The sequence below is a fragment of the Acinetobacter sp. AR_0276 genome, assembly GCF_003000705.1.
In the GTDB taxonomy this organism is placed as follows: Bacteria; Pseudomonadota; Gammaproteobacteria; order Pseudomonadales; family Moraxellaceae; genus Acinetobacter; species Acinetobacter nosocomialis.
Map to the genome: position 1 here is coordinate 1,659,240 of NZ_PSQO01000004.1, position 15,158 is coordinate 1,674,397.

Consider the following 15,158-nt stretch of genomic DNA (forward strand, 5'->3'; position numbering starts at 1 on the left):
AAACCGCTATACGTTAGCATATTTAGTCATTGATCAAAAATAAAAAAAGGCAGTGTTTATACACTGCCTTTTAATAGATTGAACGCTATATTACTTACGTTGCTGATTTTTCAAGTAATCTTGAATGCTCATTGGAGAAGAACGCGGTGATGAACTTGGTGCATTATTCACATCATTTTCAGCATTTTGACGCTTATTAATTGCTGGAACGTCATCTTCATCTACAGATTGTGCAGATTGAGTTGCTGTATGACTTACAGTATTACGCTTTCTTGGTTCTGCATCAGCGGCATTACGTGTTAAACCAGTTGCAATCACAGTTACACGTAATTCATCACGCGCATCTGGGTCAAATACTGTACCGTAGAAAATCTCGCCTTCATCAAGGTCAACAATTTGGTTAACCACATCAGTAATGATTTCAGTTTCACGTAACGTGATGTCATCACCACCTGTAATGTTAATTAACACGCCTTTTGCATTAATAATATTCACATTATCAAGTAGTGGACTACGGATGGCTTGTTCAGCAGCTTGACGAGCACGGTCTTCACCACGGCCTAAACCAGCACCCATCATTGCATAACCGCGGGTACTCATTGCAGTTTTCAAATCGGCGAAGTCAAGGTTAATGTGACCACGGTTAACCACAAGGTCAAAGATACTACGCACAGCGTTTAACAATACATCATCTGCCTTTTTATAGGCATCTTTCATTGAAATATCACCATACACGCTTAATAAGCGTTGGTTAGGAATAATAATCAATGAATCAACATGTGCTTCAAGCGCTTCAATACCACGCTCAGCAGATTTTTGACGACGACGACCTTCAAAGTTAAATGGCGTTGTTACAACACCAACAGTCAAAATCCCCATTTCTTTAGCAACTTCGGCAACAACCGGAGCTGCACCAGTACCTGTACCACCACCCATACCAGCGGTTACAAATACCATGTCAGTTCCTTCAAGGTGCTGACGAATAATTTCACGGCTTTCTTCTGCGGCAACCTGACCTACTTCAGGGTTAGCACCAGCACCTAGACCACGTGTACTTTGCTCACCTAACTGAATTTTGAAAGGGGCATTCATACAGTCAAGTGCTTGTTTATCTGTATTGGCACAAACGAATTTAACACCCTGAATATCAGACTGTACCATGTGCTGAACGGCATTACCGCCACCGCCACCTACACCAAATACAGTGAAACGGGCTTGACCGTTGCCATCGTTTAGTTCATCTTCTATAAATTCAAATGAGGCCATGACCTTTAGGGTTCCTAATACATTATGGCAGTCACTTCAGCCCGTATACTGCCTTGATTTTCAAAAATAACTAATTTTAAGAATGCTGTGCAATACAAACCTTGTCAAGTACAGTGGTTTTCTCTTACAACTTCCTAACAATTCTACCAATAAATCCATACATCCTAAAAAATGGCTTTAAGTTTGCTATTAAACGCATTCCAGCCATTCACCATTCGTTCCCATACCGAACGGTCATTCCCCTCTTCAGGTTCCTCAACAGCTTCTTGTAATTCGCTTTGGCTAAACATAAGCAAACCAGCTGCTGTCGCATACATTGATCGGCGTAATGCAGCCTGATGCTGATCATCAGCATACACCTGTAATGGTGGATTACCTAAATGAGCAGACACACCCAGCATACGACGAGCCAAACTCACCATACCTTCGATTTGACAAGCATCGCCTGTCAACACTACACCATGATACAGGCCATGGATTGCACCGCTTTGTTCGAGTTCTTCGCGAATCTGGCTAAAAATCTCTTCATAACGCGCAATAATAATTTCTGATAACTCAATACGACTAATCGTTTGAGGGCCATCAATACCCTGAACTTGAATCATATGGTCAGGCTTAACAGCACTTAGATCAACACAGCCATGCAGAATTTTAATGCGTTCAGCTTCTTCAGTAGTTGTTTGCAACACAGCAGCAATGTCACGTGTCACATGCTCACCACCACGTTGTAATGTACGTGCTAAAGCCAAACGGCCATCTAAATAAACTGCTAGGTTGGTAATACCTGCACCGATATCAACAAGACAGACACCATATTCTTTTTCATCTTTCAGCAAACTTGCTTCAGCCGTAGCCAAGCAAGAAACTACCATTTTCTCAACACCAATGTTCGCACCTTTCATAGCACGATCAAGGTTTTGCATAGTGGCAATCGGCATCATCATGAGCTGATAATGACCAGTCATGCTGTGAGCAGTCATATTGATTGGGTTTTGGACCCATTCTGCAGAATCACCTAACTCAAACCCGAGTGGCACTGCACTCGCTAGATAGTAGTCTGAAGTCACATGACTTGCTTTTGCTAACTCTAATGCACGGACAACTTCATTGGTTGTAATCACATGTGCTGGGTTAGCAACAGGTGTGCGTCCAGAAGCATAGAAACTTTGCAACTCGGTACTCGGAATAGAGACCCACGCACTATGAATGCGACATTCGGCCATATTTTCCGCTTCAGCAACGGCGTTTTTAATCGCAGCAATGACTTTATCGAGACTTACAATTTTTCCTTTGTTCATGCCTCGATTGCGAGCAGTTGCCATACCGATAACCTGAATGTTATCCGGCGCATGAATTTTTCCAATCAAAACTGAAACTTTATGCGTCCCAATGTCAATCGCAACAACTGAGGGAACAGCTTCACTCATCACTCATACCATTTCTTTGTTGTCTAATACCAGGCAAATTGCCTATTTTAAAGCCACGTATTATGGCTTTGCTTTTGCACCACCTGCAATGCTTGTGTCATCACTCGTTACAACAAACTGACCATTCACAATTTTAGGTGGGGTTGCATTCTTCCATTGAATAGATAATCCATTACGATATCGCAAATCAATGGCTGAGATTTTCGTCCACACAGGTTTTAGGTCAGATTGTGCCAAATGACTTAAACGTTGCAATTTATTCATTGTTTGATCTTGGTCAACAATAATTCGTAAACCAGAATCAAACTGCATAAACCAAGTCATTCGCTCTGTTAGATATAACTCTTTTAAACGCAAATTAACAGGATGGAATAACTGATTAATTTCATTATAGCGTCGCATCATCATTTTAGACTGGCTTACCGGACCATGTAACAGCGGAAGCTCAGGATGAAGTCTCGGTTCTGCCTCACTAAATACGTCACCACCATCGCTTAATAAGCGACCTGTTCCCCAACGGGCGATCGCATGTCGAGGCATCACACGAACACGAATACCATTTGGCCAGGCACGAGATACGACAACTCGGTCTACCCATGAAATTTCTAATGCTTTATCACGAATCTGCTCTAAGTCAGACGTAAAGTAATTATCTTTTACAATCGGCTGCACATATCGCATCACTTGCTGATTCTCAACCGGAGTTGTTGAACCTACCACCTCAAGCTTTGCGACAGTTGCATCAGTAATAACTTTATATAGACCGTAAATTCCGACCGCCAAGACTAAAAAGGCAATAACCAACAGCACCCATCCGCCAGCATTGGCAAGCTTTTGCTTGCGCGTAGGCGGTTTTTCATGAATGGAGGTAATCGCCGCACGTTTACGGCGCATGGAAGCCGGAAGTTGTGCCATATTTAAGCCGTACCTTCCAATGTTTGCTCAAGAATTGCAACACACAATTCATCAAAGCTATAGCCCACGGCTTTAGCAGCTTTTGGCACAAGTGAATGGCTGGTCATACCCGGCACAGTATTTACTTCTAGAAGCCAGAAATTACCTTGCTCATCCTGCATTGCATCAATACGGCCCCAACCTTCTGCACCTACAGCCTGAAAAGCGCGTAAGCATAAGGCTTGTAGTTTTTTCTCTTCGGTTTCGCTAAGACCGCAAGGAATGCCATATTCGACATCATTGCGTTGATATTTTGCTTCATAATCATAAAAAGCAACATCTGCTGGTGGCTGCAAACGAATAACAGGTAACGGCTGGCCATTTAAGAATGAAATCGTAAATTCGCGTCCCGTAATCCATTTTTCTGCCATGACAACAGCGTCGTGCTGAGTTGCCTTTTCAATTGCTGCTGCAAAGTCTTCAGCTTTTTCAACCTTACTCATGCCTACACTTGAACCCTCATGTACAGGCTTGATAATGACAGGTAAACCTAATTCAGCAATGACTGAGTCTAGATCTGTTTCTTTAGTAATAATGCGATACGGTGCAGTTGGTAAATCACTACCTTGCCAGATTTGCTTGGTTTTGACCTTATCCATGCCTATTGCAGAACCTTGTACACCCGTTCCTGTATAAGGGATGTTCAACCACTCAAGCACACCTTGGATTTGACCGTCTTCGCCACCACGACCATGCAATACAATAAATGCACGGTCATAGTTTACAAGTTCAGTCACGCTACGGTCTTGCGGATCAAATGCCTCAGCCTGAACACCTGAACGTAACAAAGCGTCCAGAACTGCCTGACCACTATCTAAAGACACAGCACGCTCAGCCGATTTTCCACCAAGTAACACAGCAACTTTGCCGAATTTTGTAGCATTTGACACGTTTAAATCCTTAACCCGATAATTCAATACTTTTTGTTTATTTCACATACAAATGGTGCTGTGCAAGTTCTACTGAAATTGCTCCAACGTTACCTGCACCTTGCGTTAATAACAAGTCATTTGGTTGTAACACATTTTGCATGATGTTTTGCAAATTACCTTCAACCGGATCAATTAAAATCGGCTCAACCTGACCACGCAAGCGAATACTACGCGCCAAAGTACGGCTATCTGCGCCAACAATTGGTTTTTCTCCAGCCGGATAAACTTCTAGTAATAATAATTGGTCGACTTGAGATAAAACTTCAATAAAGTCATCAAAACAATCACGAGTACGAGAGTAACGGTGTGGTTGGAAAAGCATCACTAAACGACGGTCAGGATGGCTTTGACGAGCAGCTTTAATCGTAGCTTCCACTTCTTTAGGGTGATGTCCATAGTCATCGACTAATTTCACATTACCTTCACCAAGCTCAAATTCACCTTGTACTTGGAAGCGACGTCCAACACCACTAAAGCCTTTTAATGCACGGCTAATTGCTTCATCGGAAACACCTTCATCAGTTGCAACACCAATCGCAGCCAAAGCATTTAAAACATTATGTAAACCAGGCTGATTAATGGTTAAACGCAACGGCTCACGGCCTTTACGCAATACCGTAAAGTGCGAACGCATGCCATCTTGTTCTACATCAATTGCACGGATGTCATTATCTTCGTTAAAACCATAAGTAATAACTGGACGACCTACACGCGGCAAAATCTCACGAATATTTGCGTCATCACCACAAACTACAGCTAAGCCATAGAATGGCAAATTATGAAGGAACTGTACGAAAGTATCTTTTAATTTATCAAAACTGCCTTCATAGGTGTCCATATGGTCAGCATCGATGTTGGTAACAATCGCTGCCATTGGCTGCAAATAAAGGAAAGATGCATCCGATTCGTCAGCCTCAGCAACAATAAAACGGCTTTCACCAAGTGCCGCATTTACGCCTGTACTGTTAAGTAAACCACCGATCACATAAGTTGGATCAAGATTTTCTTCAGCCAACATTGTAGTTAATAAACTCGTTGTCGTGGTTTTACCGTGTGTGCCTGCTACCGCAATACCATGACGGTAACGCATAAGCTCACCGAGCATTTCTGCACGGCGTACGATTGGGGTACGTTGCTCAATTGCGGCTTTCACTTCCGGGTTTTCTGGATCAATAGCCGTTGACACAACAAGCACATTGGCGTTCTTAATATTTTCTGCTTCGTGTCCAATATAGACCTTAATGCCATTTTCTTCTAATTGTTGCGTGGTTTTTGAAGCTTTAATATCTGAACCGGAAATTTTATATCCTTGGTTAGCTAACACCTCAGCAATACCACACATACCTGCACCGCCAATACCCACAAAATGAATATGTTTGATACGGCGCATTTCAGGCACTTTAATCAATTTTTTTGCTTGGTTTGCAGCTGTTGTTGGAGACATAGTAAATCCGATTACATTTTTTGAATAAGATCAACCACATGCTGAGTTGCATTTGGTTGGGCATGTTGACGCGCTTTCACTGCCATTTCTGTAAGCAATTGGCGGTTCATCAACGTAGTAAACAATTGATTTAAAACTTCTGGTGTCATGGTCGATTGCTGGCAAATTTTTGCAGCTCCGACATCGGCCAGAAATTTGGCATTTGCTGTTTGGTGGTCATCTACCGCGATTGGAAGCGGCACAAAAACTGCTGCAACTCCAGCGGTAGCAACTTCTGTCACAGTTAAAGCGCCCGCACGGCAAATAATCAGGTCTGCTTCGCTATAGGCTTTTGCCATATCTTCAATAAAAGGCAAAACCTGTACAGTTAAATTTGCTGGCGCATCTGCGTACAAAGCTTGAGTTGCCTCAACCTGTTGCTGACCACATTGATGGAAAATATTCAGTGGCACTTGAAGTTGTTTTAATGCCGGAGGTAAACGTTCATTAAGTGCTTTTGCACCTAAAGACCCACCCACAATTAAAATATTTAACGGCTTACCCGCTTGCTCACGCTCATCGTAGCGCCATTTGGGGCTTAAAATATCTGTAATTTCGCGGCGTACCGGATTTCCGGTAGTGACCACTTTTTCGCTCGCAGGAAAAGTATTTGGGAATGCTTCGCATACTACTTTAGCTACACGTGACAACTGTGCATTGGTAAAACCGGCAACTGCATTTTGCTCATGAATGAGAACAGGAATACCTAATAAGCGAGCAGCCAGACCACCCGGTCCTGCAACATAGCCACCAAAGCCAGCTACTGCATCAACTTTAAGCTGTTTCATATAGCGCATCGCGCTAAAAGTTGCTTTTAAAATTTTAAAAGGCGCAGCAAGTTTACGGATGACCCCGTTGCCACGTACACCTTGAATATCAATTTGATATATTGGAATATTTTGATCTTTTAATAACCGATTTTCCATACCTGTTGGCGTGGCTAACCATGAAACTTGACAACCTTGCTGTTGAAGTTGTTTGGCTACGGCGAGGGCTGGAAAAACATGTCCACCAGTACCGGCAGCCATCATCATGACATGTTTAGGTTTGCTTTGCTGTGAATCTGTCACGGTCTAATTCTTCAACTCAAAAAACAATGGAAATTGTCATCTATTTTTGTAGCCGTTTATTTTAATCCTAAAGCTTCATTAACGAAAAGCGAATTTCACTCGTTTATAACAGAAAGATGTGCTTTTTTGAAAATATGCCTACAAAGCGCTAGCGTATTTCATATTGTGGTTTTATTAATTGATATATTTTTAGGTGATTTCCCAGCATTCGCTTAGGAAATCACTCAAACTGGATTATTGAGCAGGACGACCCGCTTCTAATACGTCGAATAGATCATCGGCAATTGATGTACCAAATTGAGCATCAATTTCACGAATACAGGTTGGGCTAGTCACATTAATTTCAGTCACATAATTACCAATCACATCAAGCCCAACAAATACCAATCCTTTTTCACGTAAGAAAGGCCCGATTTTCGCTGCAATGAATTTGTCATTTTCAGTAAGTGGACGCGCTTGGCCTAAACCACCTGCTGCCAAGTTACCGCGCACTTCACCATTTTGTGGAATACGAGCTAGACAGTACGGAACAGGTTCACCATTCACCATTAGAATTCGTTTATCCCCTTCTACAATTTCAGGAATATAACGCTGAGCCATAATTGGACGAGTGCCTAATTCTGTCAACATTTCCAATGTAGAACCAATATTTACACCGTCTTGGTATAAACGGAAAATACCCATCCCGCCCATACCATCAAGTGGCTTAACAATCACATCGCCATGTTCTTTAATAAATTCACGAATCAGGCTCTGCTGTGATGTCACAAGTGTAGGCACTTGTAGCTCTGGAAACTGCGTAGCAAAAAGTTTTTCATTGCAATCACGCAGTGATTGAGGCTTATTAATAATCCATGCGCCTTCACGCTCAGCTTGCTCAAGCACATAAGTCGTGTAGACAAAGTTCATGTCAAAAGGCGGATCTTTACGCATGAGTACAACATCATAAGCCGCGATTGATTCTTTTTTCTTTTCGCCTAACTCATAATAATGGCTGTAATCTTCAAAAACTTTTAACGGAGAGATGAGACCGTAAGCCTTACCTTGATCGATATATAAATCTTGTTGTAATGCATAACCTAACTCATGTCCACGACGGCTCGCCGCCCACAACATTGCCATGGTTGAATCCTTTTTCAGATTTACGGTTTCAATCGGATCCATGACGACAAGTACACGCATGCTCAAGCTCTTCTTAAAATTTAAATTAGCATGAGTATAGCTGAGATTTTTCACTCGTTTTTCTTAATTTTAGTAAAACCTTATCGGTTATTTCTTTATCTTGAATTCAGATAAACTCAGTTAAACTAAGGTCATAAAATATTATTTTTTAAAGGCTAAAGATGAAACTTTATCGCTATTTAACAGGCCCTGATGACTCTGCTTTTTGCGCACGAGTGACTAAAGCGCTCAATCATGGCTGGGAATTATATGAAGCACCAACCATGACCTTTAATGGTACTCAAGTGATTGTGGGCCAAGCAATTTGCAAAACGATTGATAAAAACTATGATCCAGAAATGGATATTGTAGATGTGCTCAAAAACAATGCTTAACTCTAAGGGTGTTTTTTAATAATGAAGCACCCTCTTCAAACCTCTATTCATAAATAAAACTAATCATTTCAATCAAGCAATTATTCGTCACATAAATTATATTTTTAAAATCAACAATTAAAAATCTATCACGATAATTTTATAAGCAATAGTTCTTTTATTCTAAACAATTAAATGATTATAATTATCATTTATACTTTTATTTTTGTTAATTGACTTTATTTTTATGTTAAAAATTTCTATATCATCTCCCCAAATTAAAAGCTCGTTCCCACTTAGCCTACTCAGTTTAATGATCTTGAATATTCAAGGTGCCTACGCAGAGGAATTAGCGGACTCATCTTCAAAAGTTGCAGCAGTCATGCCAACTATAAAAATTGAAGCGATGAGTGAACTCGATCCCATCAAAAGTTATATCGACTATGACAAAGCCAATGTCACACGTAATGGTTTAGACAAAAAAGATATTCCGCAAACTATTGATACTATCGATGTTCAAAAATATAAAATTTATGGATCAAATGATTTAAGCGTCATGCTGCAAGGTACACCAGGCGTATCAACCAGTTACGATATGCGCGGCGATGGGATCACGATTCGTGGTTTTGGTGCAGACACAGGCGATATTTACCGCGACGGTATACGTGAAAGCGGACAAGTACGCCGCAGTACAGCCAATATTGAACGTATTGAAATTTTAAAAGGCCCTGCTTCAGTTTTGTATGGTCGTAGCGCTGGTGGTGGGGTTGTAAATATGGTGAGTAAGTTTGCCAATTTTGACTCTAAAAGTTCAGTTGGCGCATATGCGGGTTCATACGATAATTACGGAACAACGGCTGACATCAACCAAGTACTTAACGACAATTTAGCAATACGTTTGACTGGAGAATATGGCGAGGCAGGCAGCTTCCGCTCAGGTATCAAAAATAAAATTGAGATGCTCTCTCCAAGCTTTACCTATAAAAATGACGATGGAACACTCACTTGGACCACACAATATACCTATGACAAATTAGGTCGAGTTCCTGACCGTGGGCCAACGCGTGAAAATCTACCTGCAGGTACATCTATCAAAACAGGATTTGCTCAAGATGGCGATTATGTTGATGATATTTTGCAAGTGGTCCGCACCGATGTAAATTATGAATATGCACCTGACTGGAACTTCCACTGGGCAGCGAGTTACCGTCAAGCAGAACAGAACTTTGACCACTTTTATTTTGGGACTTATTGTGGGTTAGATGGCAAAGATTTAAAAGGCAAAACCTGTACAACAAAAAAAGGCTATATCAATCAAATTTACTATTGGCAACAAACTAGCAATAAGACCACAACCAATACCTTTGATATTAAGGGCAAATTCAAAACAGGCTCGCTTGAGCACCAAATTATGGTCGGTACAGACTGGACCTATGAGCAACGAGAACCACGTCTAGCCAATAAGACTCAAAACGGTTCAGCCATTTATGGTTACGTTAATCCGCTCACTGGTGAACGTGAATATAGTCGTGGCAATGGCCCTCTTTTAATTAGCCAACATAACTACAATGAAGGTACCACTTATGGTGTATTTGTTCAGGATTTAATTGGTCTAAATGACCAACTTAAACTCATGATGGGCCTACGTTATGATTACTTTGACTTTTCAACTACCAATAAACTTAATAATGATCATCGTAATGTAAAAGACAGTAGTCTTAGTCCAAATGTGGGTTTAGTCTGGCAACCCGTTCCAGAACATAGCTTTTATACGTCTTACTCTAAGAGTTTTGCACCATTTGGCGGACAAATGGGTGTTAACCAAGTTACTGGGAGCACCGATGTCACAAAAATGGATAAAGAGCCTCAATATAATGAGCAATATGAAGTGGGTGTAAAAAGTGAATGGTTAGATAATCGGTTAAATACTCAATTTTCTGTCTTTGATATTCGTAAAAATAATATTCGCTATAAACCAAACCCAGACAGTGAGCCCGATGTATGGGCAACTGCGGGTCAACATCAATCTCGTGGTCTCGAATTTAGCTTTATTGGGCGTGTACTTGATAATGTCTTTGTTCGCGGTGGGTATGGCTACACAGATGCAAAAGTAAAAGAAGACAAGCAAAATCCTGATCGTGAAGGCAACTATTTAGCAAACACATCTAAGAACACAGGTAATTTATTTGTTCGTTATTTACCAACCGAGCAGTGGTATACCGAAGTGGGCGTAACCTATGTCGGTTCTTATTATCCAAATATTAATAATCAAGTAAAAATGGAAGGCTTCAATCGTGTCGATGCAGCAATTGGCTATAGTGCCGACCCGTGGAATGTCACACTTGCAGTAAATAACCTAACCAATAAAGAGTACTGGCGTTCAGACAGCATGCCAGGCACACCACGTAATGTGTTATTGCGTTTAAATTATCAGTTCTAAGTAAAAATATTAAAAAGGCATACCCCTATTTTAGAGGTATGCCTTTTTATTTTTAGATGCCGTATTTTTCACGGTAAGCTTGCATATTAGCTAGTGCTTCTTTTTCGCCTTTCGCTTCTAAATAATCCATTAAGTCCTTCATAGTAATCAGTGCATGCACAGGAATTTCTAATTCTTTTTGAACTTCCTGAATTGCAGAAAGTTCACCTTGACCACGTTCTTGACGATCTAGCGCAACCAAAACACCCGCAATAGTTGCACCGGCATTTTTCAAAATCGTTACCACTTCGCGAATCGCTGTACCTGCGGTAATTACGTCATCAATAATCCAGACTTTTTTACCTTCAACCGCAGCACCAACTAAAACACCACCTTCGCCATGATCTTTCGCTTCTTTACGGTTAAAGCCCCATGGCACGCTCTTGTTATGTGTTTGCGACAAAGCAACAGCAGTCGCAGCTACAAATGGAATACCTTTATAAGCTGGTCCAAAAATCACATCAACATTTTCGCATTGTGTTAATTTATCGGCATAGCCTTGCGCTAAAAGAGATAAAGCTTCACCATCGTTGAGTAGGCCTGCATTAAAAAAATAAGGACTCACGCGTCCAGATTTTAAAGTAAACTCACCAAATTTAAGCACACCGCGTGATAATGCGAGTTCGATAAATGCTTGCGGGTGAAATGACACAGGCGTTGTCATGAGGTGCTCCAAATTCACAATTGAGGTTAAATTTTCGCATGATACCAAAGGATCAGTATCCAAGTGATGTAAAAATTCTTCGAGTCGTTTCCATTAACGTAAATGGCTTACGTTCTTCAGTGACGAAAGGCTTACTTGAATGGTTAGAACAATCCGATGCCGATGTCGTATGCATGCAGGAAAGCCGCATTACCCATGAACAATGGACTGAGAAATTTAGACCCGAGGGATGGCATACCCATCTCTTTCCAGCAGAGCGTGCAGGCTACGCAGGTACTGCAATTTATAGCCGCTTACCCTTTGTCTCTATTAAAGATGGTTTAGGGTTTGAATTGGCCGATAGTCAAGGCCGCTTCATTTCTGCCGAATTCGATTTAGGTTTGTCACATCCCGTACATATTGCATCATTATACTTACCTTCGGGCTCAAGTGGTGAAGAAGCGCAGGCACGTAAAGATTTATTTTTGGGTGAATACGCAAAAATCTTAAAACAATGGCGTGATGAGAATAAGTCCATCATTATTTGTGGCGATTACAACATCGTTCATAAACGGATTGATATTAAAAACTGGTCGGGCAACCAAAAGTCGTCTGGCTGTTTACCACATGAGCGTGCATGGCTTGACCATATTTATGATGAACTTGGCTATGTAGACACCTTCCGTGTGGTAAGAACAGAAGCCGAATTGTACTCATGGTGGTCAAATCGCGGACAAGCACGTGCGAAAAATGTAGGTTGGCGTATTGACTACCAAGCATGTTCACCGGACTGGAAAGCGCGCACTGTAAATGCATGGGTCTATAAAGATCAATGGTTTAGTGACCATGCTCCAGTTATTATCGACTATAAAATTCAAGAATAAGTGAACATATGTTCACTTACATTGTCGTTTTTGCTTACAACACATGTCGCTTTTGAGTATTTTTCTTACACATGTTTAACGGCATTATAGCCCCACGGCACAGGGAAGCAGTCAGGATGACGCAAAAGGATAGGACGCCGTAGGAAGATAAAATAAACTTAAGATAAGTTTATTTGCAAGGATGTGACAATGGACGTTGAAATGAGACCCGCATGATCAGGATGATTAAATGCGGGTTTTCTCTTTTATATCTCTTATTTTTTGCGCTAAGTTCTTTTAGTTTTCTAGATTCTTCTTATTGAGTTCATTATTACCTTGTCTTATGACAATAACATGACATTCTTTATTGTTTTAATCATTATTTTTCATTTGTTTTAAAAGTATCGGTATAAAGTAGTGCCCAAATGCATTTTGGGTTAGGCTGTGTGTTCTCTCTTTTTGACATGGTCCGATAAAATGTTAAAAATTTATGGTATTAAAAACTGTAACTCGATGAAAAAAGCATTTGATGCTTTACAAGCAAAAGGTTTGAGCTACGAATTTCACGATTATAAAAAACAAGGGATTGATGCCGATACCTTGAAAATCTGGTTAAAAGAAATTGGACAAGATACGGTGCTCAACAAGAAAGGTACTACGTGGAAAAAACTATCTGAAGAAGAACAAACGCGTGCTTTAAGCAGTGAAGATCATCTTATTGAAGCGCTAATTGCTCAGCCAAGCTTAATCAAACGACCAGTTCTACAGACCTCTAAAGGGTTTCTTGTAGGCTTTGATGAAACAGCCTATCAAAACTTAAGCGCATAAAAAAACGAGCCTAATGGCTCGTTTTTTTATTTAGGCTTTTAGTTCGCACGAATCCAAGTTTGGTTACGGCCCAATGCTGAAACACCAATATAGCCACGTAATTTAAGCTTCTTACCACCCTCAGCCAACTCACCTTTTAATTTGTAAGTTTTGCCAGATTTAGGGTCTAAAATTGTACCGTTTTCATAACTGGTACCACCTACATTTTTTAGATTATGTACAATGGTCACACCTTTAAGCGGTTTGTTTTTATACGGACCTTCACATTTTGTACAAGAGTTTTCTTCACCTGGTGTCAAAATGCTTTGAATGGTTGCAGTTAAGGTTCCATCCTTCTGTTCCGTAAACTTTACTACGGCTTTGGGCTTATTGGTTTGGTCATCAATCGTTTTCCATACCGTTCCGTTTAGTGGGTCAGCCGCATTGGCAAATGCAGCCATACCAACAAGTCCTAAAGCTAAAGCAATCTTTTTCATTTTTGTAATATCCTTGGGTCTTTCAAGACTTCAGTATTCAAAACTCGCAACGATATTGCAATTTTTGAATGTGACTGTTTCGTGTAACCTTGTAACCTTGAAAAATAAAATTTATAGGGAAACAAGTTATTAACATAAGCGGATACTATATGAATATACCAAACGTTTTAAAATATTATTTAACAGAAACATTTCTTAAAACAGCAATTCGCAAACCAAGTCAGTTGAATTTACCTCCAACTGCTTTACGCCCTATGCTTGAACAACTTTGCCGAGCATTTCCAAAACAAAAAAATGTAAGTGTTCGTCCGATCCGACTTGCTGGTGTAAAAGGTGAGGAAATTAAAGCTCAGGATTCAGCAACCCAGCTTATTTTTCATATTCACGGCGGCGCTTTTTTTCTGGGCAGTGTAAAAACCCATCATGCATTTATGACGGATTTAGCTGCCCGCACCCAAATGCAAATCATTCATGTGGACTATCCACTTGCACCGGAACATCCATATCCTGAAGCGATCGAAGCATTATATGACGTATATCAATCATTATTAGTTCAAGGTATTCAGCCCAAAGATATTATTTTATCGGGCGATTCATGCGGGGCTAATTTAGCTTTGGCACTTTGCTTGCGTTTAAAAGAACAACCCGAACTCATGCCAAGCGGTCTAATTTTATTGTCACCTTTCTTAGATTTAACCTTAACCAGTGAATCTTTAAGATTTAACCAAAAACATGATGCCTTGCTTTCTCTTGAAGCTCTGCAAATAGGTATTCAACATTATATTGGCAACCATATTGCAGCAGATGACCCACGTGTTTCGCCTATTTTTGATAACTTAGAAGGTTTGCCACCGACTTTAGTACAGGTGGGTTCTAAAGAAATTTTATTAGACGATGCAAAACGCTTTAGAGAAAAAGCTGAAGAAGCAGGTGTCAAAGTACATTTTAAACTTTATACAGGCATGTGGCATAACTTCCAGATGTTTAATGCTTGGTTCGACGAAGCAAAACATGCGATGGCAGATATTGCCGAATTTGCTCATGAACTTGATAAAACTTAATTAAAATGAATGAAGTGATGAGTTTGAAATACCTCTCACTTCATCTTATTTATAAAAACTTTAATCTTAAGGTTTAATGAGTGAATCATGGTATGTTTAGGTTATGAATCATTCAAACTCCCCCATTTTAGGATGATCTGA

Annotated in this window: 14 protein-coding genes; 5 read left to right on the forward strand and 9 right to left on the reverse strand. The window is 40.4% G+C overall.

The annotated features are described in order from the left end of the window. Nucleotides 1–90 precede the first annotated feature (90 nt). From ftsZ to gshB, 7 genes are all read right to left on the reverse strand, one after another. Nucleotides 91–1,266, reverse strand: coding sequence for a cell division protein FtsZ (gene ftsZ, locus CSB87_RS08740; RefSeq protein ID WP_002053783.1), 1,176 nt, complete (start codon nucleotides 1,264–1,266; stop codon nucleotides 91–93). 164 nt (nucleotides 1,267–1,430) lie between these two features. Beyond that, nucleotides 1,431–2,693 carry a cell division protein FtsA gene (gene ftsA, locus CSB87_RS08745; RefSeq protein ID WP_002053865.1) on the reverse strand — a complete coding sequence of 421 codons (1,263 nt, stop codon included), beginning with the start codon at nucleotides 2,691–2,693 and terminating at the stop codon, nucleotides 1,431–1,433. Nucleotides 2,694–2,753: 60 nt separating this feature from the next. Then, entirely contained in the window at nucleotides 2,754–3,608 is an 855-nt protein-coding gene (locus CSB87_RS08750; RefSeq protein WP_004884912.1) for a cell division protein FtsQ/DivIB, read from the reverse strand. Nucleotides 3,609–3,610: 2 nt separating this feature from the next. Further along, on the reverse strand, nucleotides 3,611–4,537 hold the full coding sequence (locus CSB87_RS08755) for a D-alanine--D-alanine ligase (RefSeq protein ID WP_000063661.1): 927 nt from the start codon (nucleotides 4,535–4,537) through the stop codon (nucleotides 3,611–3,613). Nucleotides 4,538–4,574: 37 nt separating this feature from the next. Further along, nucleotides 4,575–6,023, reverse strand: a complete 1,449-nt coding sequence (gene murC / locus CSB87_RS08760) for a UDP-N-acetylmuramate--L-alanine ligase (RefSeq protein ID WP_004884918.1) — start codon at nucleotides 6,021–6,023, stop codon at nucleotides 4,575–4,577. An 11-nt stretch (nucleotides 6,024–6,034) separates the two neighbouring features. Beyond that, a complete protein-coding gene (gene murG, locus CSB87_RS08765) occupies nucleotides 6,035–7,132 on the reverse strand; it encodes an undecaprenyldiphospho-muramoylpentapeptide beta-N-acetylglucosaminyltransferase (RefSeq protein ID WP_000132437.1) in 1,098 nt (365 codons plus the stop codon). Between the two features lie 234 nt (nucleotides 7,133–7,366). Continuing rightward, nucleotides 7,367–8,314, reverse strand: coding sequence for a glutathione synthase (gene gshB / locus CSB87_RS08775; protein WP_004884921.1), 948 nt, complete (start codon nucleotides 8,312–8,314; stop codon nucleotides 7,367–7,369). Nucleotides 8,315–8,475: 161 nt separating this feature from the next. On the opposite strand from gshB, the gene CSB87_RS08780 reads away from it, so the two are divergent. Together CSB87_RS08780 and CSB87_RS08785 are read left to right on the forward strand one after the other, a co-directional pair. Continuing rightward, on the forward strand, nucleotides 8,476–8,688 hold the full coding sequence (locus tag CSB87_RS08780; RefSeq protein WP_031953550.1) for a DUF1737 domain-containing protein: 213 nt from the start codon (nucleotides 8,476–8,478) through the stop codon (nucleotides 8,686–8,688). A 226-nt stretch (nucleotides 8,689–8,914) separates the two neighbouring features. After that, on the forward strand, nucleotides 8,915–11,107 hold the full coding sequence (locus CSB87_RS08785) for a TonB-dependent receptor (protein WP_031959402.1): 2,193 nt from the start codon (nucleotides 8,915–8,917) through the stop codon (nucleotides 11,105–11,107). A gap of 52 nt (nucleotides 11,108–11,159) precedes the next feature. On the opposite strand, the gene pyrE is transcribed toward CSB87_RS08785, so the two are convergent. Beyond that, nucleotides 11,160–11,810: an orotate phosphoribosyltransferase gene (gene pyrE / locus CSB87_RS08790; RefSeq protein WP_000211303.1), complete on the reverse strand. Its 651-nt coding sequence runs from the start codon at nucleotides 11,808–11,810 to the stop codon at nucleotides 11,160–11,162. 38 nt (nucleotides 11,811–11,848) lie between these two features. On the opposite strand from pyrE, the gene CSB87_RS08795 reads away from it, so the two are divergent. Both CSB87_RS08795 and CSB87_RS08800 read left to right on the forward strand, forming a co-directional pair. After that, nucleotides 11,849–12,673 (forward strand): exodeoxyribonuclease III, encoded by an 825-nt coding sequence (locus CSB87_RS08795; protein ID WP_000612366.1) that lies wholly within the window; start codon nucleotides 11,849–11,851, stop codon nucleotides 12,671–12,673. Between the two features lie 456 nt (nucleotides 12,674–13,129). Then, nucleotides 13,130–13,480 (forward strand): arsenate reductase, encoded by a 351-nt coding sequence (locus tag CSB87_RS08800; protein WP_000913165.1) that lies wholly within the window; start codon nucleotides 13,130–13,132, stop codon nucleotides 13,478–13,480. 38 nt (nucleotides 13,481–13,518) lie between these two features. Here CSB87_RS08800 and CSB87_RS08805 read toward each other — a convergent pair whose 3' ends face one another. After that, complete coding sequence (locus CSB87_RS08805; RefSeq protein WP_002053814.1) at nucleotides 13,519–13,956, reverse strand: DUF2147 domain-containing protein; 438 nt, start codon at nucleotides 13,954–13,956, stop codon at nucleotides 13,519–13,521. Nucleotides 13,957–14,105: 149 nt separating this feature from the next. On the opposite strand from CSB87_RS08805, the gene CSB87_RS08810 reads away from it, so the two are divergent. Then, on the forward strand, nucleotides 14,106–15,017 hold the full coding sequence (locus tag CSB87_RS08810; RefSeq protein ID WP_004884930.1) for an alpha/beta hydrolase: 912 nt from the start codon (nucleotides 14,106–14,108) through the stop codon (nucleotides 15,015–15,017). The last annotated feature ends 141 nt before the right edge of the window (nucleotides 15,018–15,158 follow it).

Bases quoted from the DNA above. Each gene is read 5' to 3' on its own strand.
- ftsA (WP_002053865.1), bottom strand. From the start codon at position 2,693: ATGAGTGAAGCTGTTCCCTCAGTTGTTGCGATTGACATTGGGACGCAT.
- CSB87_RS08785 (WP_031959402.1), top strand. From the start codon at position 8,915: ATGTTAAAAATTTCTATATCATCTCCCCAAATTAAAAGCTCGTTCCCA.
- CSB87_RS08810 (WP_004884930.1), top strand. From the start codon at position 14,106: ATGAATATACCAAACGTTTTAAAATATTATTTAACAGAAACATTTCTT.
- pyrE (WP_000211303.1), bottom strand. From the start codon at position 11,810: ATGACAACGCCTGTGTCATTTCACCCGCAAGCATTTATCGAACTCGCA.
- CSB87_RS08795 (WP_000612366.1), top strand. From the start codon at position 11,849: ATGATACCAAAGGATCAGTATCCAAGTGATGTAAAAATTCTTCGAGTC.
- murC (WP_004884918.1), bottom strand. From the start codon at position 6,023: ATGTCTCCAACAACAGCTGCAAACCAAGCAAAAAAATTGATTAAAGTG.
- CSB87_RS08805 (WP_002053814.1), bottom strand. From the start codon at position 13,956: ATGAAAAAGATTGCTTTAGCTTTAGGACTTGTTGGTATGGCTGCATTT.
- ftsZ (WP_002053783.1), bottom strand. From the start codon at position 1,266: ATGGCCTCATTTGAATTTATAGAAGATGAACTAAACGATGGCAACGGT.
- gshB (WP_004884921.1), bottom strand. From the start codon at position 8,314: ATGCGTGTACTTGTCGTCATGGATCCGATTGAAACCGTAAATCTGAAA.
- CSB87_RS08750 (WP_004884912.1), bottom strand. From the start codon at position 3,608: ATGGCACAACTTCCGGCTTCCATGCGCCGTAAACGTGCGGCGATTACC.
- CSB87_RS08800 (WP_000913165.1), top strand. From the start codon at position 13,130: ATGTTAAAAATTTATGGTATTAAAAACTGTAACTCGATGAAAAAAGCA.
- CSB87_RS08780 (WP_031953550.1), top strand. From the start codon at position 8,476: ATGAAACTTTATCGCTATTTAACAGGCCCTGATGACTCTGCTTTTTGC.